At 65.0% G+C, this 20,866-nt stretch carries 16 protein-coding genes and 1 tRNA gene; 9 read left to right on the plus strand and 8 right to left on the minus strand.

Features of this window, described 5'->3' with window-relative positions; translation table 11 throughout:
- Positions 1–9: 9 nt before the first annotated feature.
- Both L6D89_RS23470 and L6D89_RS23475 read left to right on the plus strand, forming a co-directional pair.
- Positions 10–699: an MOSC domain-containing protein gene (locus L6D89_RS23470; protein ID WP_236201341.1), complete on the plus strand. Its 690-nt coding sequence runs from the start codon at positions 10–12 to the stop codon at positions 697–699.
- 225 nt (positions 700–924) lie between these two features.
- The gene (locus L6D89_RS23475; protein ID WP_236201342.1) at positions 925–2,898 is read left to right on the plus strand and encodes a PhoX family protein; all 1,974 of its coding nucleotides are present in this window, start codon (positions 925–927) and stop codon (positions 2,896–2,898) included.
- A gap of 235 nt (positions 2,899–3,133) precedes the next feature.
- Here L6D89_RS23475 and fnr read toward each other — a convergent pair whose 3' ends face one another.
- Positions 3,134–3,835, minus strand: a complete 702-nt coding sequence (gene fnr / locus L6D89_RS23480; RefSeq protein ID WP_373873573.1) for a fumarate/nitrate reduction transcriptional regulator Fnr — start codon at positions 3,833–3,835, stop codon at positions 3,134–3,136.
- 298 nt (positions 3,836–4,133) lie between these two features.
- Here fnr and L6D89_RS23485 point away from each other — a divergent pair, with 298 nt between their 5' ends.
- The 5 genes from L6D89_RS23485 (at position 4,134) to L6D89_RS23505 (ending at position 8,853) form a co-directional block, all read left to right on the plus strand.
- Complete coding sequence (locus tag L6D89_RS23485; RefSeq protein WP_236201343.1) at positions 4,134–4,892, plus strand: COG4705 family protein; 759 nt, start codon at positions 4,134–4,136, stop codon at positions 4,890–4,892.
- A gap of 107 nt (positions 4,893–4,999) precedes the next feature.
- Positions 5,000–6,289 carry an NAD(P)/FAD-dependent oxidoreductase gene (locus L6D89_RS23490; RefSeq protein ID WP_236201344.1) on the plus strand — a complete coding sequence of 430 codons (1,290 nt, stop codon included), beginning with the start codon at positions 5,000–5,002 and terminating at the stop codon, positions 6,287–6,289.
- Between the two features lie 13 nt (positions 6,290–6,302).
- A complete protein-coding gene (locus L6D89_RS23495) occupies positions 6,303–6,854 on the plus strand; it encodes a helix-turn-helix domain-containing protein (protein WP_037010973.1) in 552 nt (183 codons plus the stop codon).
- A 178-nt stretch (positions 6,855–7,032) separates the two neighbouring features.
- Positions 7,033–8,382, plus strand: a complete 1,350-nt coding sequence (locus tag L6D89_RS23500) for a glutamine synthetase family protein (RefSeq protein WP_236201345.1) — start codon at positions 7,033–7,035, stop codon at positions 8,380–8,382.
- Positions 8,383–8,694: 312 nt separating this feature from the next.
- Positions 8,695–8,853, plus strand: coding sequence for a YqaE/Pmp3 family membrane protein (locus L6D89_RS23505; RefSeq protein ID WP_003084988.1), 159 nt, complete (start codon positions 8,695–8,697; stop codon positions 8,851–8,853).
- Here the strand turns inward: L6D89_RS23505 and L6D89_RS23510 are convergent.
- From L6D89_RS23510 to L6D89_RS23525, 4 genes are all read right to left on the minus strand, one after another.
- Positions 8,850–10,418 (minus strand): methyl-accepting chemotaxis protein, encoded by a 1,569-nt coding sequence (locus L6D89_RS23510; RefSeq protein WP_236201346.1) that lies wholly within the window; start codon positions 10,416–10,418, stop codon positions 8,850–8,852. The genes L6D89_RS23505 and L6D89_RS23510 overlap by 4 nt on opposite strands.
- Positions 10,415–12,595 carry a putative bifunctional diguanylate cyclase/phosphodiesterase gene (locus L6D89_RS23515; RefSeq protein WP_236201347.1) on the minus strand — a complete coding sequence of 727 codons (2,181 nt, stop codon included), beginning with the start codon at positions 12,593–12,595 and terminating at the stop codon, positions 10,415–10,417. Before L6D89_RS23515 ends, L6D89_RS23510 begins: the two co-directional genes overlap by 4 nt.
- Before the next feature lie 166 nt (positions 12,596–12,761).
- Positions 12,762–13,085, minus strand: coding sequence for a hypothetical protein (locus tag L6D89_RS23520; protein ID WP_236172646.1), 324 nt, complete (start codon positions 13,083–13,085; stop codon positions 12,762–12,764).
- A gap of 335 nt (positions 13,086–13,420) precedes the next feature.
- On the minus strand, positions 13,421–13,906 hold the full coding sequence (locus L6D89_RS23525; RefSeq protein WP_236201348.1) for a BRO-N domain-containing protein: 486 nt from the start codon (positions 13,904–13,906) through the stop codon (positions 13,421–13,423).
- 466 nt (positions 13,907–14,372) lie between these two features.
- On the opposite strand from L6D89_RS23525, the gene L6D89_RS23530 reads away from it, so the two are divergent.
- Both L6D89_RS23530 and nadS read left to right on the plus strand, forming a co-directional pair.
- Complete coding sequence (locus L6D89_RS23530) at positions 14,373–14,687, plus strand: hypothetical protein (protein ID WP_236201349.1); 315 nt, start codon at positions 14,373–14,375, stop codon at positions 14,685–14,687.
- Positions 14,687–14,977: a NadS family protein gene (nadS, locus tag L6D89_RS23535; RefSeq protein WP_236201350.1), complete on the plus strand. Its 291-nt coding sequence runs from the start codon at positions 14,687–14,689 to the stop codon at positions 14,975–14,977. Before L6D89_RS23530 ends, nadS begins: the two co-directional genes overlap by 1 nt.
- A 60-nt stretch (positions 14,978–15,037) precedes the next feature.
- Here nadS and L6D89_RS23540 read toward each other — a convergent pair.
- From L6D89_RS23540 to rpoD, 3 genes are all read right to left on the minus strand, one after another.
- Positions 15,038–15,114, minus strand: a tRNA-Ile gene (locus tag L6D89_RS23540).
- Between the two features lie 16 nt (positions 15,115–15,130).
- Positions 15,131–18,865: a bifunctional diguanylate cyclase/phosphodiesterase gene (locus L6D89_RS23545; protein WP_236201351.1), complete on the minus strand. Its 3,735-nt coding sequence runs from the start codon at positions 18,863–18,865 to the stop codon at positions 15,131–15,133.
- 103 nt (positions 18,866–18,968) lie between these two features.
- Complete coding sequence (gene rpoD / locus L6D89_RS23550) at positions 18,969–20,816, minus strand: RNA polymerase sigma factor RpoD (RefSeq protein ID WP_236201352.1); 1,848 nt, start codon at positions 20,814–20,816, stop codon at positions 18,969–18,971.
- Positions 20,817–20,866: the final 50 nt, after the last annotated feature.

The raw sequence follows: 20,866 nt of genomic DNA on the forward strand, positions 1-20,866 counted from the left end.
TAGACAAAGGTGGAAAGCATCGTCATCCAGGGCGTTTTCATAGGCAAAGTCGAACAAAGCTGGGGAGGTCTGCTCAGTGATATCGACAAGCTGGAGACGCACCAGGAAGTCTGGCTCGGCGCCGAAGGGCTGCCGGGGGACGCAAGGCCTGACCTGCGCCGCGATGGTGGTCTGGACCGCGCGTTGCACCACTACCCGGCGGAGCACTATCGCCACTGGCGCAAGCAGCACCCGCAGACGCGCTGGCGACAGCCGGCCTTCGGCGAGAACCTGTCGACCTTCGGCCTCAACGAACACGAGGTGTGCATCGGCGACCTGTTCCGCTGGGGCGAGGCGCTGATCGAAGTAAGCCAGCCGCGTTCGCCCAGCTATCGCCTGGCGCGGCGCTGGAACCTGCCCGGGCTGCCGTTGGAGGTTCAGGAGCAGGGGCGCTGCGGCTGGTTCTACCGGGTGCGCCGGTCCGGCATGGTCGCTGCCGACGCACCGCTGGAGCTGGTGCAGCGGCACTACCCGCAGCTCTCCGTGGCGAGCCTGCTGGACTGGTACTTCGGCCACCCGCTGGAACGTACCGGGCTGCGCCTGATGATGGCCTGCGACGCGCTCTCCCTGCGCTGGCGCAAGACCGCCGCGCAACGCCTCACCAGTGGCGTGCTGGAAGACTGGACGGCCCGCCTGGCGGGCCCCGAATGTTCGGAGTAGGGCGGCCTGCACAACTGAGCCGCACTGTTCCGCAAATGCCCTCGCGCCCGCCCCCGGACGTCGTCTTGGTCCTGTGGGGCGGCTTTTATTGCCGCCGCCGAGCCTGTCACAGGGCTCGGCGGCGTTGTCATGCCGTCGTAACACCGCGTTCCTAACCTTCCGCCGATAGCTTCTACTGGTAACCCGAGCCGACCCTAGAGCGGCCCTGCGGAAGGACTCCCCGTGATGAGCGAACGTTTCCAGGATTTCCACGACCGATTGGCCGCATTCGACGACCAGTCGATCAACCCCTCCGGCAATGTGCCGATGAGCGAGCTGATCGACGCCTCGCGCCGCCGGCTGCTGAAGAACAGCCTGGTGCTGGGCGCGGTCGGCTTCCTCGGCGGCGGCCTGTTCCCCGGCCGCTCGCTGTTCGCTGCCGACGCCCCGGTGCCCACCGCGCTGCTGGGCTTCAAGGGTGTGCCGGTGCAGCAGGATGCGAAGTTCGACCGGGTGATAGTCGCCGACGGTTATACCGCGCGACCGTTCTTCTCCTGGGGCGACGCGGTAGTCAGCGGCTCGCCGGCCTGGAAGGGCGACGCCAGCGAAGACTGGAAAGCCCAGGAGCTGCAGGCCGGCGACAACCATGACGGCATGCACTACTTCCCCTTCCCCGACTCACCGGACAGCCATGGCCTGCTGGTGATCAACCACGAGTACATCAACCCGACGCTGCACCCCAAGGGCCAGACCTTCGAGGATCGCCCCGATGGCACCCGTGGCCGTCCGGAAGGCGAAGTGCGCAAGGAAATCGCCGCCCACGGCCTGAGCGTCATCGAGGTGAAGAAGGACGCTGGCGGCCAATGGCAGCGCGCCGAAGGTTCGAGCTACAACCGCCGTATCACCGGCAGCTCGCCGCTGGCCCTGTCCGGCCCGCTGGCCGGCCACGACCTGCTGCGCACCGCCAGCGATCCGGAGGCGAAACAGGTGCTGGGCACCCTGAACAACTGCTCCATGGGCGTCACGCCGTGGGGCACCTACCTGGCATGCGAAGAAAACTGGCACCAGTACTTCGTCAACCGCGACAAGGCCGACTACGCCAAGCGCGTCTCGCATAAGCGCTATGGGCTGTCCAACGGCCAGTTCAGCAACTACTACGCCTGGGAGGCGGTGGACGAACGCTTCGATGCCACGCCGAAAGCCGATCAGCCCCACGGTGGTCATGTCAACGAACCGAACCGCTTCGGCTGGGTGGTGGAGATCGACCCGTTCGACCCGAAATCCACGCCGAAGAAGCGCACTGCCGTCGGTCGCTTCTGCCGCGAGTGCTCGACCCTTTCCCTGGGCGCCGATAACCGCATGGCCTTCTACTACGGCGATGACACCAAGGGCGAGTACATCTACAAGTTCGTCCCGGCGGGCCGGTACGCCCCGGATAACCGTGCGGCGAACGTCGACCTGCTGGACGAAGGCACCCTCTACGTCGCGCGCTTCAACGCCGACGGCAGCGGCCTGTGGCTGCCGCTGGTGCACGGACAGAATGGCCTCACCGCCGAGAACGGCTTCGCCAGCCAGGCCGAGGTACTGGTCAATGCCCGTGCCGCCGCCGACCTGCTGGGCGCAACGCCGATGGACCGCCCCGAGTGGGTTGCGGTGCAGCAGACCACCCGTGAGGTCTACGTCAGCCTCACCAATAACGATGCGCGCGGCAAGAAACAGCCGGTGGACGCGGCCAACCCGCGCAAGGACAACCTGCACGGGCAGATCCTGCGCTGGAACGAAGCCGGCGGCGATCCGACCGCCACCACCTTCGAGTGGGAAATCTTCCTGCTGGCTGGCGAGCACAAGGGCTCTACTGCGCCGGAGAACCTGATCGGCACCATCAACGGCGATATCTTCTCCTCGCCGGATGGGCTGTATTTCGACACCACCGGCCGCCTGTGGATCGAGACCGACTACGACGATGCCGAGGCGCCGATGCAGGCCATGGGCTGCAACCAGCTGCTCTGCGCCGACCCGCACAGCCGCGAGGTGCGCCGCTTCCTGGTCGGCCCGCGAGGCTGCGAGTTGACGGGTATTACCCAGAGCCCGGATGGCAGGACGATGTGGGTGAACATCCAGCACCCCGGCTTCAGCTTCCCGGCCAGCGACGGCAAGAGCATCCCGCGCTCCACCACGCTGGTGATCACCAAGGATGATGGGGGAGTGATCGGGACGTGATGGGCGCTCGGGGAAGCCCTGGTGCTCGGGCTTTCCCCTCACCCCAGCCCTCTCCCAAGGGAGAGGGGCAGTCAGCGCCGGCTGACGATGTGGTTTCACCCTGTGACGCTCCCTCTGGGAGAGGGTGAGAGGGCCCGCCGCGCGGGTGGTTCGCGAGCAAGCTCGCTCCTACGAAAAGCGACCTGCGCAGAACCTGTAGGAGTGAGCTTGCTCGCGAACGAATCTCACCACGAACTCAAAGCTCGACTTCCCCGCCCGCCAGCGCGCACAGCTCGGTGAAGTCGACGATCTCCGTCTCCCGCCCATCCACACGCACCAGCCCGTGCTTCTGCAGGCGGGTGAAGCTGCGCGACACGGTTTCCACCGCCAGCCCCAGGTAATCGCCGATCTCGTTGCGCGACATGCTCAGGCGGAAGCGTGTGGCGGAGAAACCACGCTCGCGGAAGTGCGCGGAAATGTTCAGCAGGAAAGCGGCGATGCGCGAGTCCGAGTTGAGCCGCGAGAGCAGCAGCTTCATCTGCTGATCCTCGCGGATCTTGCGGCTCATCATCAGCATGATCTGGTGCGACAGGCCGGGAATCTGCAGCGACAGCTCCTCCAGCTGATTGAACGGAATCTCGCTGCACAGGGTGCTTTCCAGCGCCTGCGCCGATACCGGGTAGCTGCCTTCGCCCATGCCGGAGAAGCCGAAGATTTCAGTGGCGAAGTAGAAGCCGGTAATCTTCTCCAGCCCCTGTTCGTTGGTGGTGAAGGTCTTGATCGAACCGGAGCGCACCAGGTACACGCTGTGGAACGGGTCGCCCTGGCGGAACACGAAGTCACCCTTGTGCAGCAGGTGCCCCGGCCTGATGATCGCCTCGAGCTCCTCGACCTTGTCGTCGCTCAGGGTCGGCGGCGCCAGTCGGCAGTTCTTGCAGTACGGTTGCGGTTTGATCATCTGATTCATCCATATCCCCATGCGCCGGCCAATCGCGCGCAATCAAGCGTTCTTCGGGCGCATTTGCCCCCTCGTAGAACCATAGCAACTGAAAGTGATCTGTCATCCGTCGGCTGGCAGGAAGCGAAGATGGCCAATGGATTTTTCATACCGGCTTGACCCTTTCTTCACCGCGCCGCCTTCAGTCTCCACGACCATGCGCCGGGGGTTGTAGGGGGAGCCCACGAACTCCGGGGTGCAGCGACGCGACCGGTCGGGAGGACGCGCGTCGATCCCGCTCATTTTCCGGAGATACGTCGTGAACAAACTGCCACAGATCACCCTGGCCTTCTGGGTGATGAAGATCTGCGCCACCACGCTGGGGGAAACCGCCGGCGATTTGCTGTCGATGACCCTCAACGTCGGCTATGCGATCAGCTCGCTGATCCTCATCAGCCTGTTCCTCGTCACCCTGGTCGGCCAGCTCGCCAGCAAGCGCTATGTGCCCTGGCTGTACTGGCTGGTGATCCTCTCCACCAGCACTGCCGGTACCACCATGTCCGACTTCATGGACCGCACCCTGGGCCTGGGATATGCCACCGGCTCGGCGATCCTGATCAGCATCCTGGTGGCGATCTTCGCGCTGTGGCGGTTCAGCGGCACCTCGCTGTCGGTGGACAACATCCGCAGCTTCAAGGGCGAAATGTTCTATTGGATCGCCATTCTGTTCTCCAACACCCTCGGTACGGCGTTGGGCGACTTTCTTGCCGACGACTCCGGCCTGGGCTTCGCCGGCGGCGCGTTGCTGATCGGCAGCCTGATCGCCGTGGTCGTGCTGCTGCATTACTTCACCAAGCTGTCCTCGGTATTGCTGTTCTGGGTGGCCTTCGTATTGACCCGTCCGTTCGGCGCCACCTTGGGTGACGTGCTGACCAAGACCCACGAGAAGGGCGGGCTGGACTTCGGCACCATCGGTTCCTCGGCCATCCTCGCCGGCATCCTGGTGGCGCTGGTGGTGGTGGTCAGCGTTCGGCAGAAGCGCGAGGAGCAGGGCAGCGCGGCGGTACTGTCGTCCTGATGCTGTAAAACGCTGCCCGTCCCGCGAAAGCGACGACGGGCTAGCCTTGTGAAATTTGTTCTGTTATTTTTCATGAAAAATAATCAGAACAATTTCACGAGGTCGCGATGTTCCTGCGTTCACCAGAGCCGGTCGGCACCTACTACGCCGGCGCCAACCCCGAGCTGATCCAGCCGCGCGATGCGCTGCGCGAGCCGCTGGAATGCGAAGTCCTGGTGATCGGTGCCGGGTTCAGCGGCCTGCACACGGCGCTGCAACTGGTGGAAGGCGGCCGTCAGGTCTGCATGATCGAAGCCAGCCGCATTGCCTGGGCCGCCTCCGGACGCAACGGCGGGCAGGCATTGCCGGGCTGGTCCAGCGACCTGGGGCCCATCGAGGACGACCTCGGCCATGAAGGCGCGCTGCGTCTGTGGCAGGGCATGCTCTGGGCCGCCCACGAACTGCGCGATCTGCCGCAACGCCACGGCTTCGACTGCGACTACCGCATCGGCCACCTGTGGACCGCCGTGCTGCAACGCCGCGTTGGTTCGCTCTACGACTGGCAGGCCGAAGCCAATCGTCGCTGGGGCTACGAAGGCCTGCAATTCATCCCCCGTGAAGACCTGCCGCAGTGGATCGCCAGCGACCGCTACCAGGCCGGCCTGTACGATCCCAACTCCGCGCACCTGAACCCGCTCAAGCTGGCCTACGGCCTCGCCGCCGCCATCGAGCGCGCCGGTGGCCGCATCTTCGAGCAGACCCGCGCGCTGAGCTTCCGCGAGACCGGCAACGGCTACGAGGTGACGACCGAGCATGGCAGCGTGCGCTGCGCCTCTCTGGTGCTGGCCTGCAACGCCTATATCGACGGGCTGGACCGCGACGTTTCCGAGCGCATCCTGCCGGTGGGCACCTACCAGGTCGCCACCGCGCCGTTGGGCGAGGAACTGGCGCGTTCGCTGCTGCCGAAAAACTGCTGCGTCACCGACAACCAGTTCGTCCTCGACTACTTCCGCCTGACCCCCGATCATCGCCTGCTGTTCGGCGGCGGCTGCACCTACCTGGGCGGCATGCCTTCGGACATCCGCGCTGCCACGCGGCCCTATGTCGAGCGGGTATTCCCACAGCTCAAAGGCGTGGAACTGGAGTACGCCTGGGGCGGGCACATCGACTGCAGCATGCGGCGCACCCCGGACATCGGCCGGCGCGGCGATCTGTACTGGCTGCAGGGCTATTCCGGCCACGGCGTGCTGCCCAGCCTGGCCGCCGCCCACGCCGTGAGCGAAGCCATGTTCGGCCGCAGCGACGAGCTTGACCTCTATCAACGCATCCGCAATCCCGGGTTCCCCGGCGGCCAGCGCTTCGCCGCGCCACTGGAAGCCGTCGGCAAGGCCTGGTATCGATTGCGGGACTTTGTCTAATTCGGAACCTGCCATGACCCAGACGGCCACCAACGAACACCTTGCCACGCTGATCCGCGACCTGCGCAAGCACAAGAACCTCACCCTGGGTGAGCTGGCCGAACAGATCGGCCGCTCGGTGGGTTTCCTGTCCCAGGTCGAGCGCGGCCTGTCGCAACCCACCGTGGCCGACCTCACCGCCATCAGCGAAGCCCTGGGCGTGCCGACCACCTATTTCTACGCCGGCGACACCCGCCGCGAACGCGACTGGGTCACCCGGCCGAACGATCGCCGCACCCTGTACTACGCCGGCGGCGTCACCGACATCCTCGCCTCGCCGAACATGTCCGGCGGCTTCTCCATGCTCGACAGCATCCTCGCCCCCGGCGCTACCAGCGGCGAAGGCCACCTGGACGACAGCTCGGAGCAGGGCGGCTTCGTCCTCGAAGGCGAGCTGACCATCTGGTACGAGGACGACACCGTCACCCTCTACCCCAACGACAGTTTCCAGCTGCCGCCGCACAGCCAGTTCCGCTACGGCAACCTCACCGATAAACCTACAAGGGTGCTGTGGATCTTCACGTAATTTCGACCGGTACCTGCTGCGCTCGCCCATGCTGCGTGGGAAGTCGGCTCGGATTGCTCATTTAGCGGCCTAAACTCCGCATCCGAGCCAACTTCCGCCTTGCCTGGCCTTCGCTCGCGACGGTCCCACCTCGAAATTGATCTTGGCACCCGAGAACAAAAAGGCCCCAGAGAACATCATGAACCGCCCGATGCATCCCGACCTGCTCAGCGAAGTCCGCGCCTTCCGCCAGCAATACCCGGACATCCGCTACGTCGACCTGATCTGCCTGGATATTCCCGGCCACTTCTACGGCAAGCGCTACCCCGTGGACATGCTCGAGAAGGTCGCCGCCGGCAGCCCGCTGAAGCTGCCGCAGAACTGCGTGCTGCTCGGCGTACAGGGCGGCCTGCATCCCATCGGCGACTACTGCTTCAACGACGGCGACCCGGATGCGCCGCGCCGCCTGATCCCCGGCTCGCTCAAACCGGTGCGCTGGGAGAACCAGCCGCTGGGGCAGATGCTGATCAGCTCCGACGGCACCGAGGCGCCCATCGAATTCGAACCGCGCGAAGTGCTCGCCCGCGTCATGCAGCGCCTGGAGTCCAAGGGCATCCGCCCGGTGGTGGCCTTCGAGCTGGAGTTCTACCTGTTCGACAAGAAGCTCGACAACGGCCTGCCGCAATACCCGCGCGACCCGCTGTGCGATGACGAGGACGACCAGCCGAACATGCACATCGAGCGCCTGTCGCGCTTCTCCGACGTGCTCCACGAGATCGTCGAAGCCTCCCGCGAGCAGGGCGTGGACGCCAACGTGATTACCGCCGAGATCGGCCCGGGCCAGTTCGAGATCAACTTCGCCCACTGCGACGACGGCCTGCACGCCGCCGACCAGGCCGCGCTGTTCACCCGCGCCACCCGTGGCGTGGCGCTCAAGCATGGGCATCGCGCCAGCTTCATGAGCAAGCCTTACCTGCACGCGCCGGGCAGTGGCATGCACGTGCACGTCAGCCTCTACGACCGTGACGGCAACAACCTGCTCGACCGCGACAACCAGCAGGCCCTGCGCCACGCCGTGGCCGGCTGCCTGGAACTGTTGCCGCACTGCATGCCGATCTTCGCCGCCAACCACAACGCCTACCGCCGCTACGGCTCCCGCGTGAACGCCGCGAGCAAGGCCAGCTGGGGCTTCGAAGACCGCGATGCGTGCATCCGCATTCCCGAGTCGGATGGCAGGAACCTGCGCATCGAACACCGCCTGGCCGGCGCCGACGCCAACCCCTACCTGGTGCTGGCGGCGATCCTCACCGGCATGGAACATGGCCTGGAAGCCCGCCAGGAACCCATCCCGCCGCTCAACGAAGACCGCTCCAGCGGCATCGACTTCCCCCGCGACATGCTCGGCGCCGTCGCCGAAATGGAACACCACCCGGTGGTCAAGGAAGGCCTGGGCAGCGAGTTCGTCTTCGTCTACTGCGAGAACAAGCGCCACGACCACCTGGACTTCATGAACGAAGTCAGCGCGCGGGAGTACCGCTGGTTCCTCTGACGCCTGTGGCTGACCTCACCTTGTAGGAGCGAGGGGGACGCCATCGTTATTGCTCGCAAACCAGTCGCTCCTCTGCGGACCGAATCATCGCGGACAAAGTCCGCTCCTACGCGCGGGACCAGCGACGATGCCCCCGGTGCGTAGGAGCGGACTCCGTCCGCGATTGTCTACCCGCTGAAACCGTTATCACCGGCGGGCATGCGATCGCCGATGCCATTTGCCGCGTAATGCGCCAACGCCAATTTCTCTGAACCCGCTTCTCTCTCCTGCGGTCAATTCCATGCACGAGGCAATCTCACAAGGAGCCACCGCATGGACCTCATTCGTATCCTCATCGCCATCCTGCTGCCGCCGCTGGGCGTGTTCCTCCAGGTCGGTTTCGGCGGCGCGTTCTGGCTCAATATCCTGCTGACGCTGCTCGGCTACATCCCCGGCATCGTCCACGCCGTGTACATCATCGCCAAGCGCTAACCCGCCCGGCTGCCTTCCCAGAAATGCTCCGCCAGCATCCGCAGTTCCGCCGACAGTTCCGCCATGCGCGCTGCGCTGCGCTGGCAGGTGCCGACCTTTTCCGCGTTGCTGTCGGCTGAGCCGCGGATGGCGTGCAGGCTGCGCTGCACGTCTTCGCTGGCGACGCCCTGTTCCTCGATGGCCTCGGCGATTTCCAGGCTCATGCGCTGGATTGCCGAGACCTGCTCGCTGATCTGTTCCAGCGTGCCCGCCGCCTGCCCGGCCTGCTCCAGGCTGGCAACCGCCTGCTCACAGCAGTGCCAGAGTGCGCGCACCGAATCCTCGGCGCCCTGCTGAAGGTTGCCGACCAGTGACTGGATGTCCCGTGCGGAATTCTCCGTACGCGACGCAAGCGCCCGCACCTCGTCGGCGACCACCGCAAAACCACGCCCGCTTTCCCCGGCGCGCGCGGCCTCGATGGCGGCGTTCAGCGCTAGCAGGTTGGTCTGACCGGCCACATCGCGGATCACCTCGAGCATCCGCGAGATTGCCTCGCTGTGTTCCTTCTGCTGCTCCACGGCCGTGCTGGCCGCGCGCACGCCGGCTTCCAGCGCGGCCAGTTGGCCGCGCGTGCCGTGCACGTCCTGATGCCCGGACTGGGTAATGCGCTCGCTGCACTGCGCCGCCACCGCACTGTGCTGTGCGTGGCGGGCGACTTCCTGCACGCTCTGCGCCAGCTGCTGCATGGCGCTGGCGACCTGTTCGGTCTCGCGCTGCTGCAACTGCGACGCGGCGCTGCCGCCGGCCATGGCGTCGGCCAGTGCCGCGGAGTGCTCGGCCAACTGCTGCGAGGCGTCTGCCATGCGTCCGACCACTGCGGCGGTTTCCGCCTCCAGCATGCGGAAGGCGAAGTCCAGCTCGCCGAATTCGTCCTTGCGACCGGAGTAGAGCTGCTGGCTCAGCGGGTTATCGGCGATCTTCCGCGCCCGCCCGAGCAGCGCGCCCAGCGGTTGCAGGCGCAGCACCAGCCAGGCGCCCGAGGCGCCCAGCGCCAGCAGGAATGCCAGCAGCGTCAGCTTGGGCAGCAGCAGTGCGAGCAGGGCACCGCCTGCCTGCGCCAGCACCATCCCGATCAGCAGTTGCGCCAGCAGCGGCAGACGAGGACGGTTCAATTTCGCCCCTTCGCGCAGGCGCTTGTAAAGGCGCTCCGCGGCGTCCACCTGTTCGGCGCCGGGGCGGGTGCGCACCGACTGGTACTCCACCACCTTGCCGCCATGGCGAATCGGCGTGACGAAGGCGCTGACCCAGTAGTGATCGCCGTTCTTGCAGCGGTTCTTCACCAGGCCCATCCAGCTGCGGCCCGCCTGCAGCGTCTGCCAGAGGTGGGCAAAGGCGGCAGGCGGCATGTCCGGGTGGCGCACGCGGTTGTGGTTGAAGCCCAGCAGCTCCTCGCTCGCGAAGCCGCTGATCTTGATGAAGTCCGGGTTCACATGGGTGACCGCGCCCTTGAGATCGGTGGTGGAGAGGATATTGGCGTTGCCGGGTACGTCCACCTGGCGCCCGCTGACGGGCAGGTTCTGCTTCATCGCTGGTGCTCCAGGCTGGTCTGGAACAGTTGCTCCGGCGCCAGCGGCTTGCTGAACAGGAAGCCCTGGGCGTGGCGACAACCTTCCTGGCGCAGGAAGTCGAGATGTTCCTGGCGCTCCACGCCCTCGGCCACCACTTCCAGGCCGAGGCTGTGGCCCAGGCCGATGATGGCCCGGCAGATGGCGCTGAGCTCCGGGTCGTCCGGCACGCGGGTGATGAAACTGCGGTCGACCTTGAGGATGTGCAGCGGGTAGCGCTTGAGATAGCCCAGCGACGAATAGCCGGTGCCGAAATCGTCCAGAGCCAGGCGCACGCCCTCGGCGGCCAGCTCACGCAGGCAGGCGAGGGTTTCCGCGCCATCCTGCATCAGCAGGCTTTCGGTGATCTCCAGCACCAGGCTGCACGGCGACAGGCCGCTCTCGGCGAGAATCTGCTGCACCCGAGCGGCGAAGCCCGGTTGCTGCAACTGCCGACTCGACAGGTTGACCGAGCAGTACAGGCTGCGATGCCCCTGGCTCTGCCACAGCGCTGTCTGTCGACACGCCTGGCGCAGCACCCAGTCGCCGACCGGGACGATCTCGCCGGATTCCTCCAGCGCCGGGATGAAGTCCAGCGGCGACACCGACTGGCCGTCGTGCTTCCAGCGCAGCAGCACCTCCACCGCCTCCCAGTGTGGCGAGTCGCGGTCCAGGCGGACGATGGGCTGGTAGTGCAGGCTGAACTCCTCGCGGCGCAGCGCCTGCGCCAGCGCGCTTTCCAGGTCCAGCCGGCGCTGCGCCTCGGCCTGCAGTTCGAGGCTGAAGCGCGCGTACTGCGCCTTGCCGGCCTCCTTGGCGCGGTACAGCGCGAGGTCGGCGGCCTGCAGCGTGTCGATGGCCTGGCCGTCGGTCATCAGCCCGGTGATGCCGATGCTGGCGCTGACCACCAGCGTGCGGCCGTCCACGTGCAGCGGCTGGCGCAGGCAATCGAGCATGCGCTGTGCGACCTGTTCGGCATCGACCAGGCTGGCCAGGTCATCCAGCAGCACGACGAACTCGTCACCGCCGAAACGCGCCAGGTGATCGCCCGGGCGCAGGCAGCGCAGCAAACGCTGGGAAACTTCCACCAGCACCCGGTCGCCCACCGCGTGGCCGAGGCTGTCGTTGATCAGCTTGAAGCGGTCCAGATCGATGAACAACAGGCCGGACTCGCGTGCGCCAGGGCGACGCTGGCGCATCAGGGCCTGCTGCAGCAGTTCGTCCAGGCGCAGACGATTGCCCAGGCCGGTGAGCGGGTCGTGCCGCGCCGCGTGGCTGAGCTGGTGTTCGCTGGCCTTGTGCTGGCTGATATCCGTCTGTGAGCCGGCCATGCGCCCGTCGGTGACCACCCCGCGCGCCAGCACCCAGAGGTAATTGCCGTCGCGCTGGCGGATGCGGTACTCGTGGCTGAGCAGCGCGCTGCTGCCGCGCAGGTGCGCATCGATGGCCTTGCGCAGGCCGGGCAGGTCGTCCGGGTGCACGCGGGCGAACCAACTGGTGCTGCCTTCGCCGAGGTTGTCGCGGGTCAGGCCGAGCATGCGCGCCCAGCGTTCGGAGACGTAGAGGCGGTCGTTGCCCAGGTCCCAGTCCCAGATGCCGTCGTTGGCGCCACGCAGGGCGCGGGCGAAGCGCGCCTCGCTGTCCTCCAGCGCCTGGCGCTGGGCGGCGCCGTAGGTATCGATGGCCAGGGACATGTCGAAGAACACCCGCTTGAGCAGGCTGGCGTAGGTCTTCGCCTCCGGGGCGTCGCCCATCAGGTCGGCGAGCATCTGCTCCAGGTACAGCCGGTAGGCGCCCAGGTACCATTTCAATTCGACGCCTACCTGCTGGTGTACCAGCCCGATGCGCAGGCGGTCGCGCACGTAGTCGGCGTCTTGCGGGGCGTCCCACAGCTGGCGGTAGTACTCGAACTGGCTGCATTTCAGCCGCGCCAGTGTCGCCGGTTCGGCGAGGATCGCCCCCAGTGGCGGGTAGTTGCGCAGGTGATCGTAGAGCTGCTCGATGAAGCGCTGGTGGCAGCCCTCCAGTTCACTGGCGCGGCCGTGGAGATTACGTCCATCCTCCTCGCTCCACTCCAGGTAACTCAGGCGCTGATCGACTTCCATCGTCGACAGGCCGATGCGCTCGAGCACGCTATCGAGCTTCGGTCCCAGGCCCATGTTCTGCTCCTTGCGGGTCTGCTGTTTTTGTCGGGCATGAAAAAAGCGCCGGCTCGTCGTCTCGTCGAAATCGACGGCGACCAACTCGGCGCTTTGTCTTGCAGGCCCACAAGTCCTGCCCGGCAAAGCCAGCTTCCGCAACGGCGGAACGCGGGTGGTTTGTCTTTTACACCAGGGGACGGGGGGCCGACAACTCTTGCAGCGCGCCGCTCAGGCGCTGGCGCAACTCGCCCAGTTCGCGAGAGCGGAAGGCATGGCGGGTCTTCTCCAGCACGCCGATAGCGTCGGCGAGCAGCGCCAGCATTCGCGCCGAATCGCTCAAAGGCGCGTCCTTGAACCATCGGCACAGCGGCGCCTGCTCGCAATTGCGCGGTCCTTCCATCACCGCGCAGGGCAGCTCATAGGCCGCCAGCAGCGCACGAACCTGGCGCGCCAGCGCCGGGTCCTGGGAAGTGACCAGCAACTGGACCGGATACCGGTGGAGAGTCATGAGGGGCTCGCTCATATCAGGGAGATGCCAATTTAATGGCTAGTGGCTATCTGATATTGACCCCTGTCATGTCGACGGAGCGCTCGCGTCAGGTGGTCGACGGCCAGTGTGAAGTGGCCCGCAATACGGTGTCGGAAAACTGCCATAAACGCGCGGAAAACGTAGGGCGCATAAGCTGGAACAGGTTATCCGCCAGAGCCTCGGCGGCGGATAACGCTGGCGCGTTATGCGCCCTACGTGATGGACATCAGCAACTCCCTTTCCCTTTCGCGGCGGCGTGAAGCGATGGGTATCGCTTCGCTCCACGCCATCCTACGGGAGCGCCTGTGGATGCATCAGTGCAGCGAGCGCACCTGATCTTCCATCATCCGCAGCGCATCGCTCCAGCGCACCCAGAGCTTGCCCTGCCAGTCCATCACGCTCATCAGGCGGCCTTCCACCTGCTCCATGCGCCGCTGCGGCAGGTGCGGATTGTGCTGCTGCGCATCTCTCAGCGCCGGCAGCACCTCGCTGCTGATCCACTGGCGCAGGCTGCGGTTTTCCGGGTGGTAGAAATGCACCATCAGCAGCGTGTACAGGCCGCTTTCACTGACCAGATAGAGCTTTTCATCGCAGCCGGCCAGGTGCTCATGACGAAGCTGGTCCGGATCGAGCTTGCTGGTGACCCGTTCACCCAGGTGGCTGTTGGTCAGCTTGGCCAGATCGCGCAGGACGAACCACGCCTGCCGCTCGATCAGCAGCCCGCGCAGGCGACGGTTGTAACGTTGGAATACGGTAGGAATCAGGCCATCGTCGGCCGATGGCGAATCGGAAAACTTCATGCTGTCTCTCCATGTACATCCAGGAAGCCGCCGCCCCAACAAGCGAAAAGGGCGGCGGACCGTGCAAGGGTGGAATGCCGGATGCGAGAGCGAACCGGTAGGGCAATAGCCCACCTCACACGGTCCGCCATAGACCGAGAGACAGTGAATGCTAGTCAGCAATCGCTCTCTGCGAATGGCTTGCGTGTCGCTCTCGCTTTTCAGGATTCCACTCCCGGCCACGGCGAACCGTGGCAGACGGAACGCTACGCAGTGCCCTTGTAGGACAGCAACGCCGTTGGGGCGTAGGGCGATTCCTGATTTCCCCACTTTCGCCCGACGGCATCATTTGCTGTGGCGAAATACTTGCCCTGGGGCGGCGCCAAGACCAACGGAGGCTCCACCAGTCTGGTTCTATCTTGTGGTCGCGGATTAGGATTCCTATAGTCGACATACGCCATTGGCGTACTCGATGGGCAGAGATGTCATGATCTTCATTGAGACGCCGATTTTCACCGAAGACCTGTACGAGCATCTGAACGACGAGGAATACCGTGAATTTCAGCAGTATCTCGCCGTCAGCCCGAAAGCGGGGGCGGTGATTCCGGGAACGGGCGGCCTACGCAAGGTGCGCTGGAGTAGCGCAGGCGTTGGCAAGCGTGGCGGTGTTCGGGTGATCTATTACTACCTCAGTCGTGCAGGCCAGATACGTCTGCTTCTGATCTACCGCAAAGGTGCCAAGGACAATCTCACGGAACTGGAGAAAGGCGTGCTCCGCAAACTGAACCAAGGGTGGCAATGATGGAAAAAAGTCTCTTTGACCGGCTTGCCGAAAGCATGGAGCAAATGAACGAGATAGGCAGGGGAGCCCGCGAGCCCTCTCGGGTTTTCCACGTCGATGCCTTTCAGGTTCGCAGCATCCGTAAGGCGACAGGTCTTTCCCAAGTGGCATTCGCCCGTACCATCGACGTGGCGGTGGGCACATTGCGCAATTGGGAGCAGGGGCGCCGTGAGCCGGATGGTCCGGCAAGGGCTCTGCTGCGAGCGATCCACAACGATCCGGAACATGTGCTCGCAGCGTTGCGCAATTAATCGCTTGCGTCGCCAGAAACGCAAAAAGCCGCGCATCCGCGCGGCTTTTTGCTGAAGAGGTGGTGGGCCCACACGGACTTGAACCGTGGACCAAAGGATTATGAGTCCTCTGCTCTAACCAACTGAGCTATAGGCCCCCAGAAGGCGGGCGGATTATACCGGGGCGTTCTGGCTAGCGCCAACCGGATGCAGCGGGACCAGGAACCTGTTGGCAAAGGCGTCGGCCGGCAGCGGGGGGCTGAGGGCGTAGCCCTGGATCTGGTCGCAGCCTTCGGCTTCGAGGAAGCGTTCCTGGGCTTCGTGCTCCACGCCCTCGGCGATCACCGTGAGGTTCATGCTGCGGCCCAGGGCAATGATGGCGCGGGCGATGGCGGCGTCGTGGGGGTCGTCCGGCAGGCCGTGGACGAAGGATTGGTCGATCTTCAGGGTATCCAGCGGCAATTGCTTGAGGTAGCTGAGCGAGGAGTAGCCGGTGCCGAAGTCGTCGATGGCCAGTTGCACGCCCAGGTGCTTGAGACTGTGCAGGATCGACAGGGCCTCCTCGGTCTGGTGCATGAGGAAGCTTTCGGTGATCTCCAGCTGCAGGCGCGAGGGCTGGAGGTTGTAGTGGGCGAGCAGTTCGCGGATACGTTCGACCAGGTTGGTCTGGCGCAGTTGCGCGCCGGCCAGGTTGACCGAGAGCGGGCCGAAGGCGGCGTGGCTTTCCTGCCAGCGGCTCATCTGCCGGCAGGCTTCGCGCAGGACCCAGTCGCCCAATGGCAGGATCAGGCCATTTTCCTCGGCCAGGGGGATGAAGCGGTCCGGAGATATCGCGCCGAATTGCGGATGTTTCCAGCGGATCAGCGCTTCTGCCCCCACCAGTTGGCCGGTGCCGAGGGAGAGCTTGGGCTGGTAGTAGAGCTGCAGCTGGTCGCTTTCCAGCGCGCGGCGCAATTCGTGCTCCAGGGCCATGCGCTCGGTGGCCTGGAAGGTCAGTTCGCGGGTGTAGAACTCGACACGGTTGCGGCCCTGGGCCTTGGCCCGGTACATGGCAGCGTCGGCGTTCTTCACCAGGGTGGCGACGTCGCTGCCATCGCTGGGGTAAAGGCAGATGCCGATGCTGGCGCTGACGAAGAACTCCTGTTCGCCGGCGATGAATGGTTTTTCGAAGCAGAGCAGCAATTTGTTCGCGACATGTTCGGCGTCCAGCGCGTGGTGCAGGCCCGGCAGCAGGATGATGAATTCGTCGCCGCCCTGGCGGGCCACGGTGTCGACGTCGCGCAGTTGTTCGCGCAGGCGCGTGGCGATGGACTTGAGCAGCAGGTCGCCGACCGGGTGGCCGAGGCTGTCGTTGATGTGCTTGAAGCAGTCGAGGTCGAGGAACAGCACGGCGCCCTGATGATCGTCTTCCTGGGCTTCCTTGAGGGAGGCGTTCAGGCGGCTTTCGAACAGCAGGCGGTTGGGCAGCCCGGTGAGTGGGTCGTGGTGGGCCTGGTAGTCGAGCCGCGCCTGGGCGTACTTGAGGGTGGAAATATCGGCGAACACGCCGACGTAGTGCGTCAGCTCACCTTCGGCATCGCGCACAGCGCTGACGGTGAGCCACTCCGGGTACAGCTCCTGGTTCTTCCGCCGGTTCCAGATTTCGCCCTGCCAATGGCCCTCGGCGTTGAGCTGGTGCCAGAGGGCGACGTAAAAGCTGCTGTCGTGCTGGCCGGAGGCGAGCAGTCGCGGCGAGCTGCCGAGAGCTTCCTGCTCGCTGTAGCCGGTGATCTCGCTGAAGGCGCGATTGACCGCGACTATCCGCTGGCGCGCGTCGGTGATCATCACGCCTTCGGCGGTGCTCTCGAACACGGTGGCGGCGAGGCGGAGCTTTTCCTGCATCTGCTGCTGCTCGGTGATGTCGCGAGCGATGGTCAGCATGCAGTCGTCGTTGCCGATGGTGATGCGGTGGGCCGACAGCTCGCACAGGCGCAGGCTGCCGTCGCGGGTGCGGATCTGTGCGGTGAAGTCCGGGGCGCTGGCGGCGCCATCGAGGATGCTCAGCAGCTTGCCGCGGTCGGCCGGGTTGGCCCACAGGCGCAGGTCGAGGGTGGAGCGCTCGGCGGCTTCCTCGCGCGTGTAGCCGGTGATGCGGGTGAAGCCCTGGTTCACTTCCACCAGCCGGCCGTCGCTGATACGCGAAATGAGCATGCCGTCCGGGGAGGCGTGGAAGGCCTTGGCGAACTTCTCCTCGGAGACGCGCAGTTGTTCCTGGGTTTCCTTGACCTGGGAGATGTTGCGCACCACCACCACCAGTGCCGGCGTGTCGTCGAGGACAATGTGCTGGGCCGAGAGCAGGGCAGTGAAGCGCGTGCCGTCGCGGCGGTTTAGCGGGATCTCGACGTTGTTCAGCGGCTCGCCCTGCAGGCGCGAAAGCATCGCCGGGCCCATCCCCGGCTCGCCCCAGATGCCCAGCTCGGTGGAGGTCTTGCCCAGTGCTTCGCTGGCGGGAATGCCGATCTGCTGCTCGAAGGTGCTGTTCACCGCGAGCAACTGGCCATCGACGCGGCGCGCGAGGACGATGATGTCCGGGCAGTGGTGGAACACCGAGGCGAACTTCTGTTCGGACAGGCGCAGGGCCTGTTCGGTGTGCATGGCCTCGGTGATGTCGATCATCAGGCCGCGCAGGATCAGGTCGTCGTCGTGGTGGATCAGCGTGACGATGTCGCGAATCCAGACGATCCGCCCATCGGCGGCGAGCATGCGGTAGTCGAAGCTGTGGTTGCGCCCGGCCTGGCTCTCGGAAAGGCAGAAGTGAATGGCGTGCTCGGCGTCGTCGGGGTGCAGCGTGCGTTGCCAGAAGCCGGGCTCCAGCCAGTCCATGATCGGGTAGCCGAGCAGCCGCTGGGCATGCGGCGAAACGTAGGTGAAGCGGTTCTCCGCCAGGCGCATTTCCCAGGCAATGGCGGTGAGGCTTTCCACCAGGCCGCGGTAGTGCTGTTCGCTATCGCGCAGGGCCTGTTCGAGCTTCTCGCGGCGCTGCATCTCGCCGCGCAGGCGGCGGTTCATGGTGAACAGCACGAGCAGGGTGAGGGCGGTCAGCAGGGCGATGGGAACGACGACGCGAAATACCTCCGGCCAGACACTGCGCCGATCGACCAGGCCGCCGACCCAGGGCGCCTGGAGTGCTTCGACCTGTTCGGGCTTCATCTCGGCAAGCACCTTGTCGAGGATGCCGACCAGGATGGCCTGGTCTTTCGGCACCGCCATCGCCAATTGATAGCGATAGGGTGTTTCGCCGCTGATCTGCAGCCCTTCGAGTTTGAGCTGGCGCAGGTTCCAGACGCTGGAGGCAAGGTCGCCGACGAAGGCATCCACCTGGCCGGTGGCCAGCGCCTGCAGGCCGGCAGCGATGCTCGGCAACGGCTGCAGGTTGAGGTCGGGATGCTTGGCGACCAGCAGCTCATGCGGTGCGTAGTGGGCGACAACGCCGACCTTGAGCCCGTAGAGCTCCTTCACGTTCGCCGGTTCCGGGCCGTTGCGGCGGGCGAGGATGATGATCGGGAAGTCGAGGTAAGGGCGGGTGAAGCTGAGGAAGTCGAGGCGGCTGGGCGTGGCCATGACGCCGGGGAGCAGGTCGATGCGGTTTTCCCGCGCCTGTTGCAGCAGGTCGCTCCAGTTGGTCGGCTCGACCGACGCAAGCTTCACCTTGAGCTGCTCGCTGATGTATTTCACATAGACCGGGGCGAGCCCCTGGTACTGGCCTTCCGCGTCACGGAATTCGAAGGGCGGCCAGGAGGCGTCCACGCCCAGGCGCAGGGTGGGGTGCTCCTGCAGCCACTGCTGCTCCTCGGGCGTGAGGCTCAGGCCAAATGCCTGTCCCGCCCAGAATGCGAGGCACCACAGTAGAACTGCCTGCAGACGCGGCATGAAGGGCCTCATTCCAGGGGGGACTACGCCGAAGTGTAGACGTGGCACTTTGCCCAGTGGAAGACCCAAAGAAAAACCCCCGGTTTTGGCCGGGGGTTCTTCGTCACTCGTCGAGGAAGGAGCGCAGATGCTCGCTTCGCGACGGGTGGCGCAGCTTGCGCAGCGCCTTGGCTTCGATCTGGCGGATACGCTCACGGGTTACATCGAACTGCTTGCCGACTTCCTCGAGGGTGTGGTCGGTATTCATGTCGATGCCGAAGCGCATGCGCAGGACCTTGGCTTCGCGAGCGGTAAGGCCGGCGAGGACTTCGCGGGTGGCTTCCTTGAGGCTCTCGCTGGTCGCCACTTCGATCGGCGACTGCATGGTGGAGTCCTCGATGAAGTCGCCCAGGTGCGAATCTTCGTCGTCACCGATCGGCGTTTCCATGGAGATCGGTTCCTTGGCGATCTTCAGGACCTTGCGGATCTTGTCTTCCGGCATGTCCATGCGTTCGCCCAGCTCTTCCGGAGTCGGTTCGCGACCCATCTCCTGCAGCATCTGGCGGGAGATACGGTTGAGCTTGTTGATCGTCTCGATCATGTGCACCGGAATACGGATGGTGCGGGCCTGGTCGGCGATCGAACGGGTGATCGCCTGGCGGATCCACCAGGTGGCATAGGTCGAGAACTTGTAGCCGCGACGGTATTCGAACTTGTCCACCGCCTTCATCAGGCCGATGTTGCCTTCCTGGATCAGGTCGAGGAATTGCAGGCCGCGGTTGGTGTACTTCTTGGCGATGGAGATCACCAGACGCAGGTTCGCCTCGACCATCTCCTTCTTCGCACGACGGGCTTTCGCCTCACCGATGGACATGGAGCGGTTGACGTCCTTGATCTCGGCAACGGTCAGTTGCGAGCTGGTTTCCAGGTCGACCAGCTTCTGCTGGTTGCGCAGGATGTCGTCACGCAGGCGCTCGATGGCTTCGGCGTACTTGGGCTTGCCCTTGAGTACGGAGTCGACCCAGGCGGTGTCGGTTTCGTGGCCGGGGAACTGGCGCAGGAAATCGGCACGCGGCATGCGGGCGTCACGCACGCACAGCTGCATGATGGCGCGTTCCTGGCGGCGCACGCTGTCCAGCGCATCGCGGACCTTGGCGACCAGCACGTCGAATTGCTTGGGCACCAGCTTGATCGGCATGAACAACTCGGCCAGGGCGACCAGTTCTTCGGTTGCCTGCTTGCTGCCACGACCGTGCTTCTTCAGGGCCTTCTTGGCCTTTTCCAGCTGCTCGGAGACGGCGCCGAAACGACGAGCGGCTTCTTCCGGATCCGGACCGCCATCGCCTTCTTCTTCCTCGCTGTCGCCGTCGGACTCTTCGTCCTCTTCGTCCTTGTCCTTGGCTTCGGCGTCGTCCTTCAGGCCGACCGGCTCGACTTCCTCGGCCGGCAGGGTGCCGTCATCCGGGTCGATGTAGCCGCTGAGAACGTCCGACAGGCGGCCGCCTTCGGCAACGATACGGTTGTACTCTTCGAGAATGCCGTCCACCGCGCCAGGGAACTGGGCGATGGCGCTCATGACCTCGCGGATGCCTTCCTCGATGCGTTTGGCGATTTCGATCTCGCCTTCGCGGGTCAGCAGTTCCACGGTACCCATTTCACGCATGTACATGCGCACCGGGTCGGTCGTGCGGCCAACGTCGCTCTCTACCGCGGCAAGGGCGGCAGCAGCTTCTTCGGCGGCAGCTTCATCGGTATCGGTTTCCGCCAGCAACAGGGCATCCGCATCCGGGGCTGTCTCGAATACGTTGATCCCCATGTCGTTGATCATGCGGATGATGTCTTCTACCTGTTCCGGATCAGAGATATCCTCCGGCAGGTGGTCGTTGACCTCCGCGTAAGTCAGGTAACCCTGCTCACGACCACGGGTGATCAACTCTTTGAGACGAGATTGCTGTTGCGCTTTTCCGGACATAACACCCTATCCACTGAAGGTCTTGGCGGGCTGAAATAAGCCGAGGATTA

This window comes from Pseudomonas pseudonitroreducens, from assembly GCF_021603645.1.
Classification (GTDB): Bacteria; Pseudomonadota; Gammaproteobacteria; order Pseudomonadales; family Pseudomonadaceae; genus Pseudomonas; species Pseudomonas pseudonitroreducens.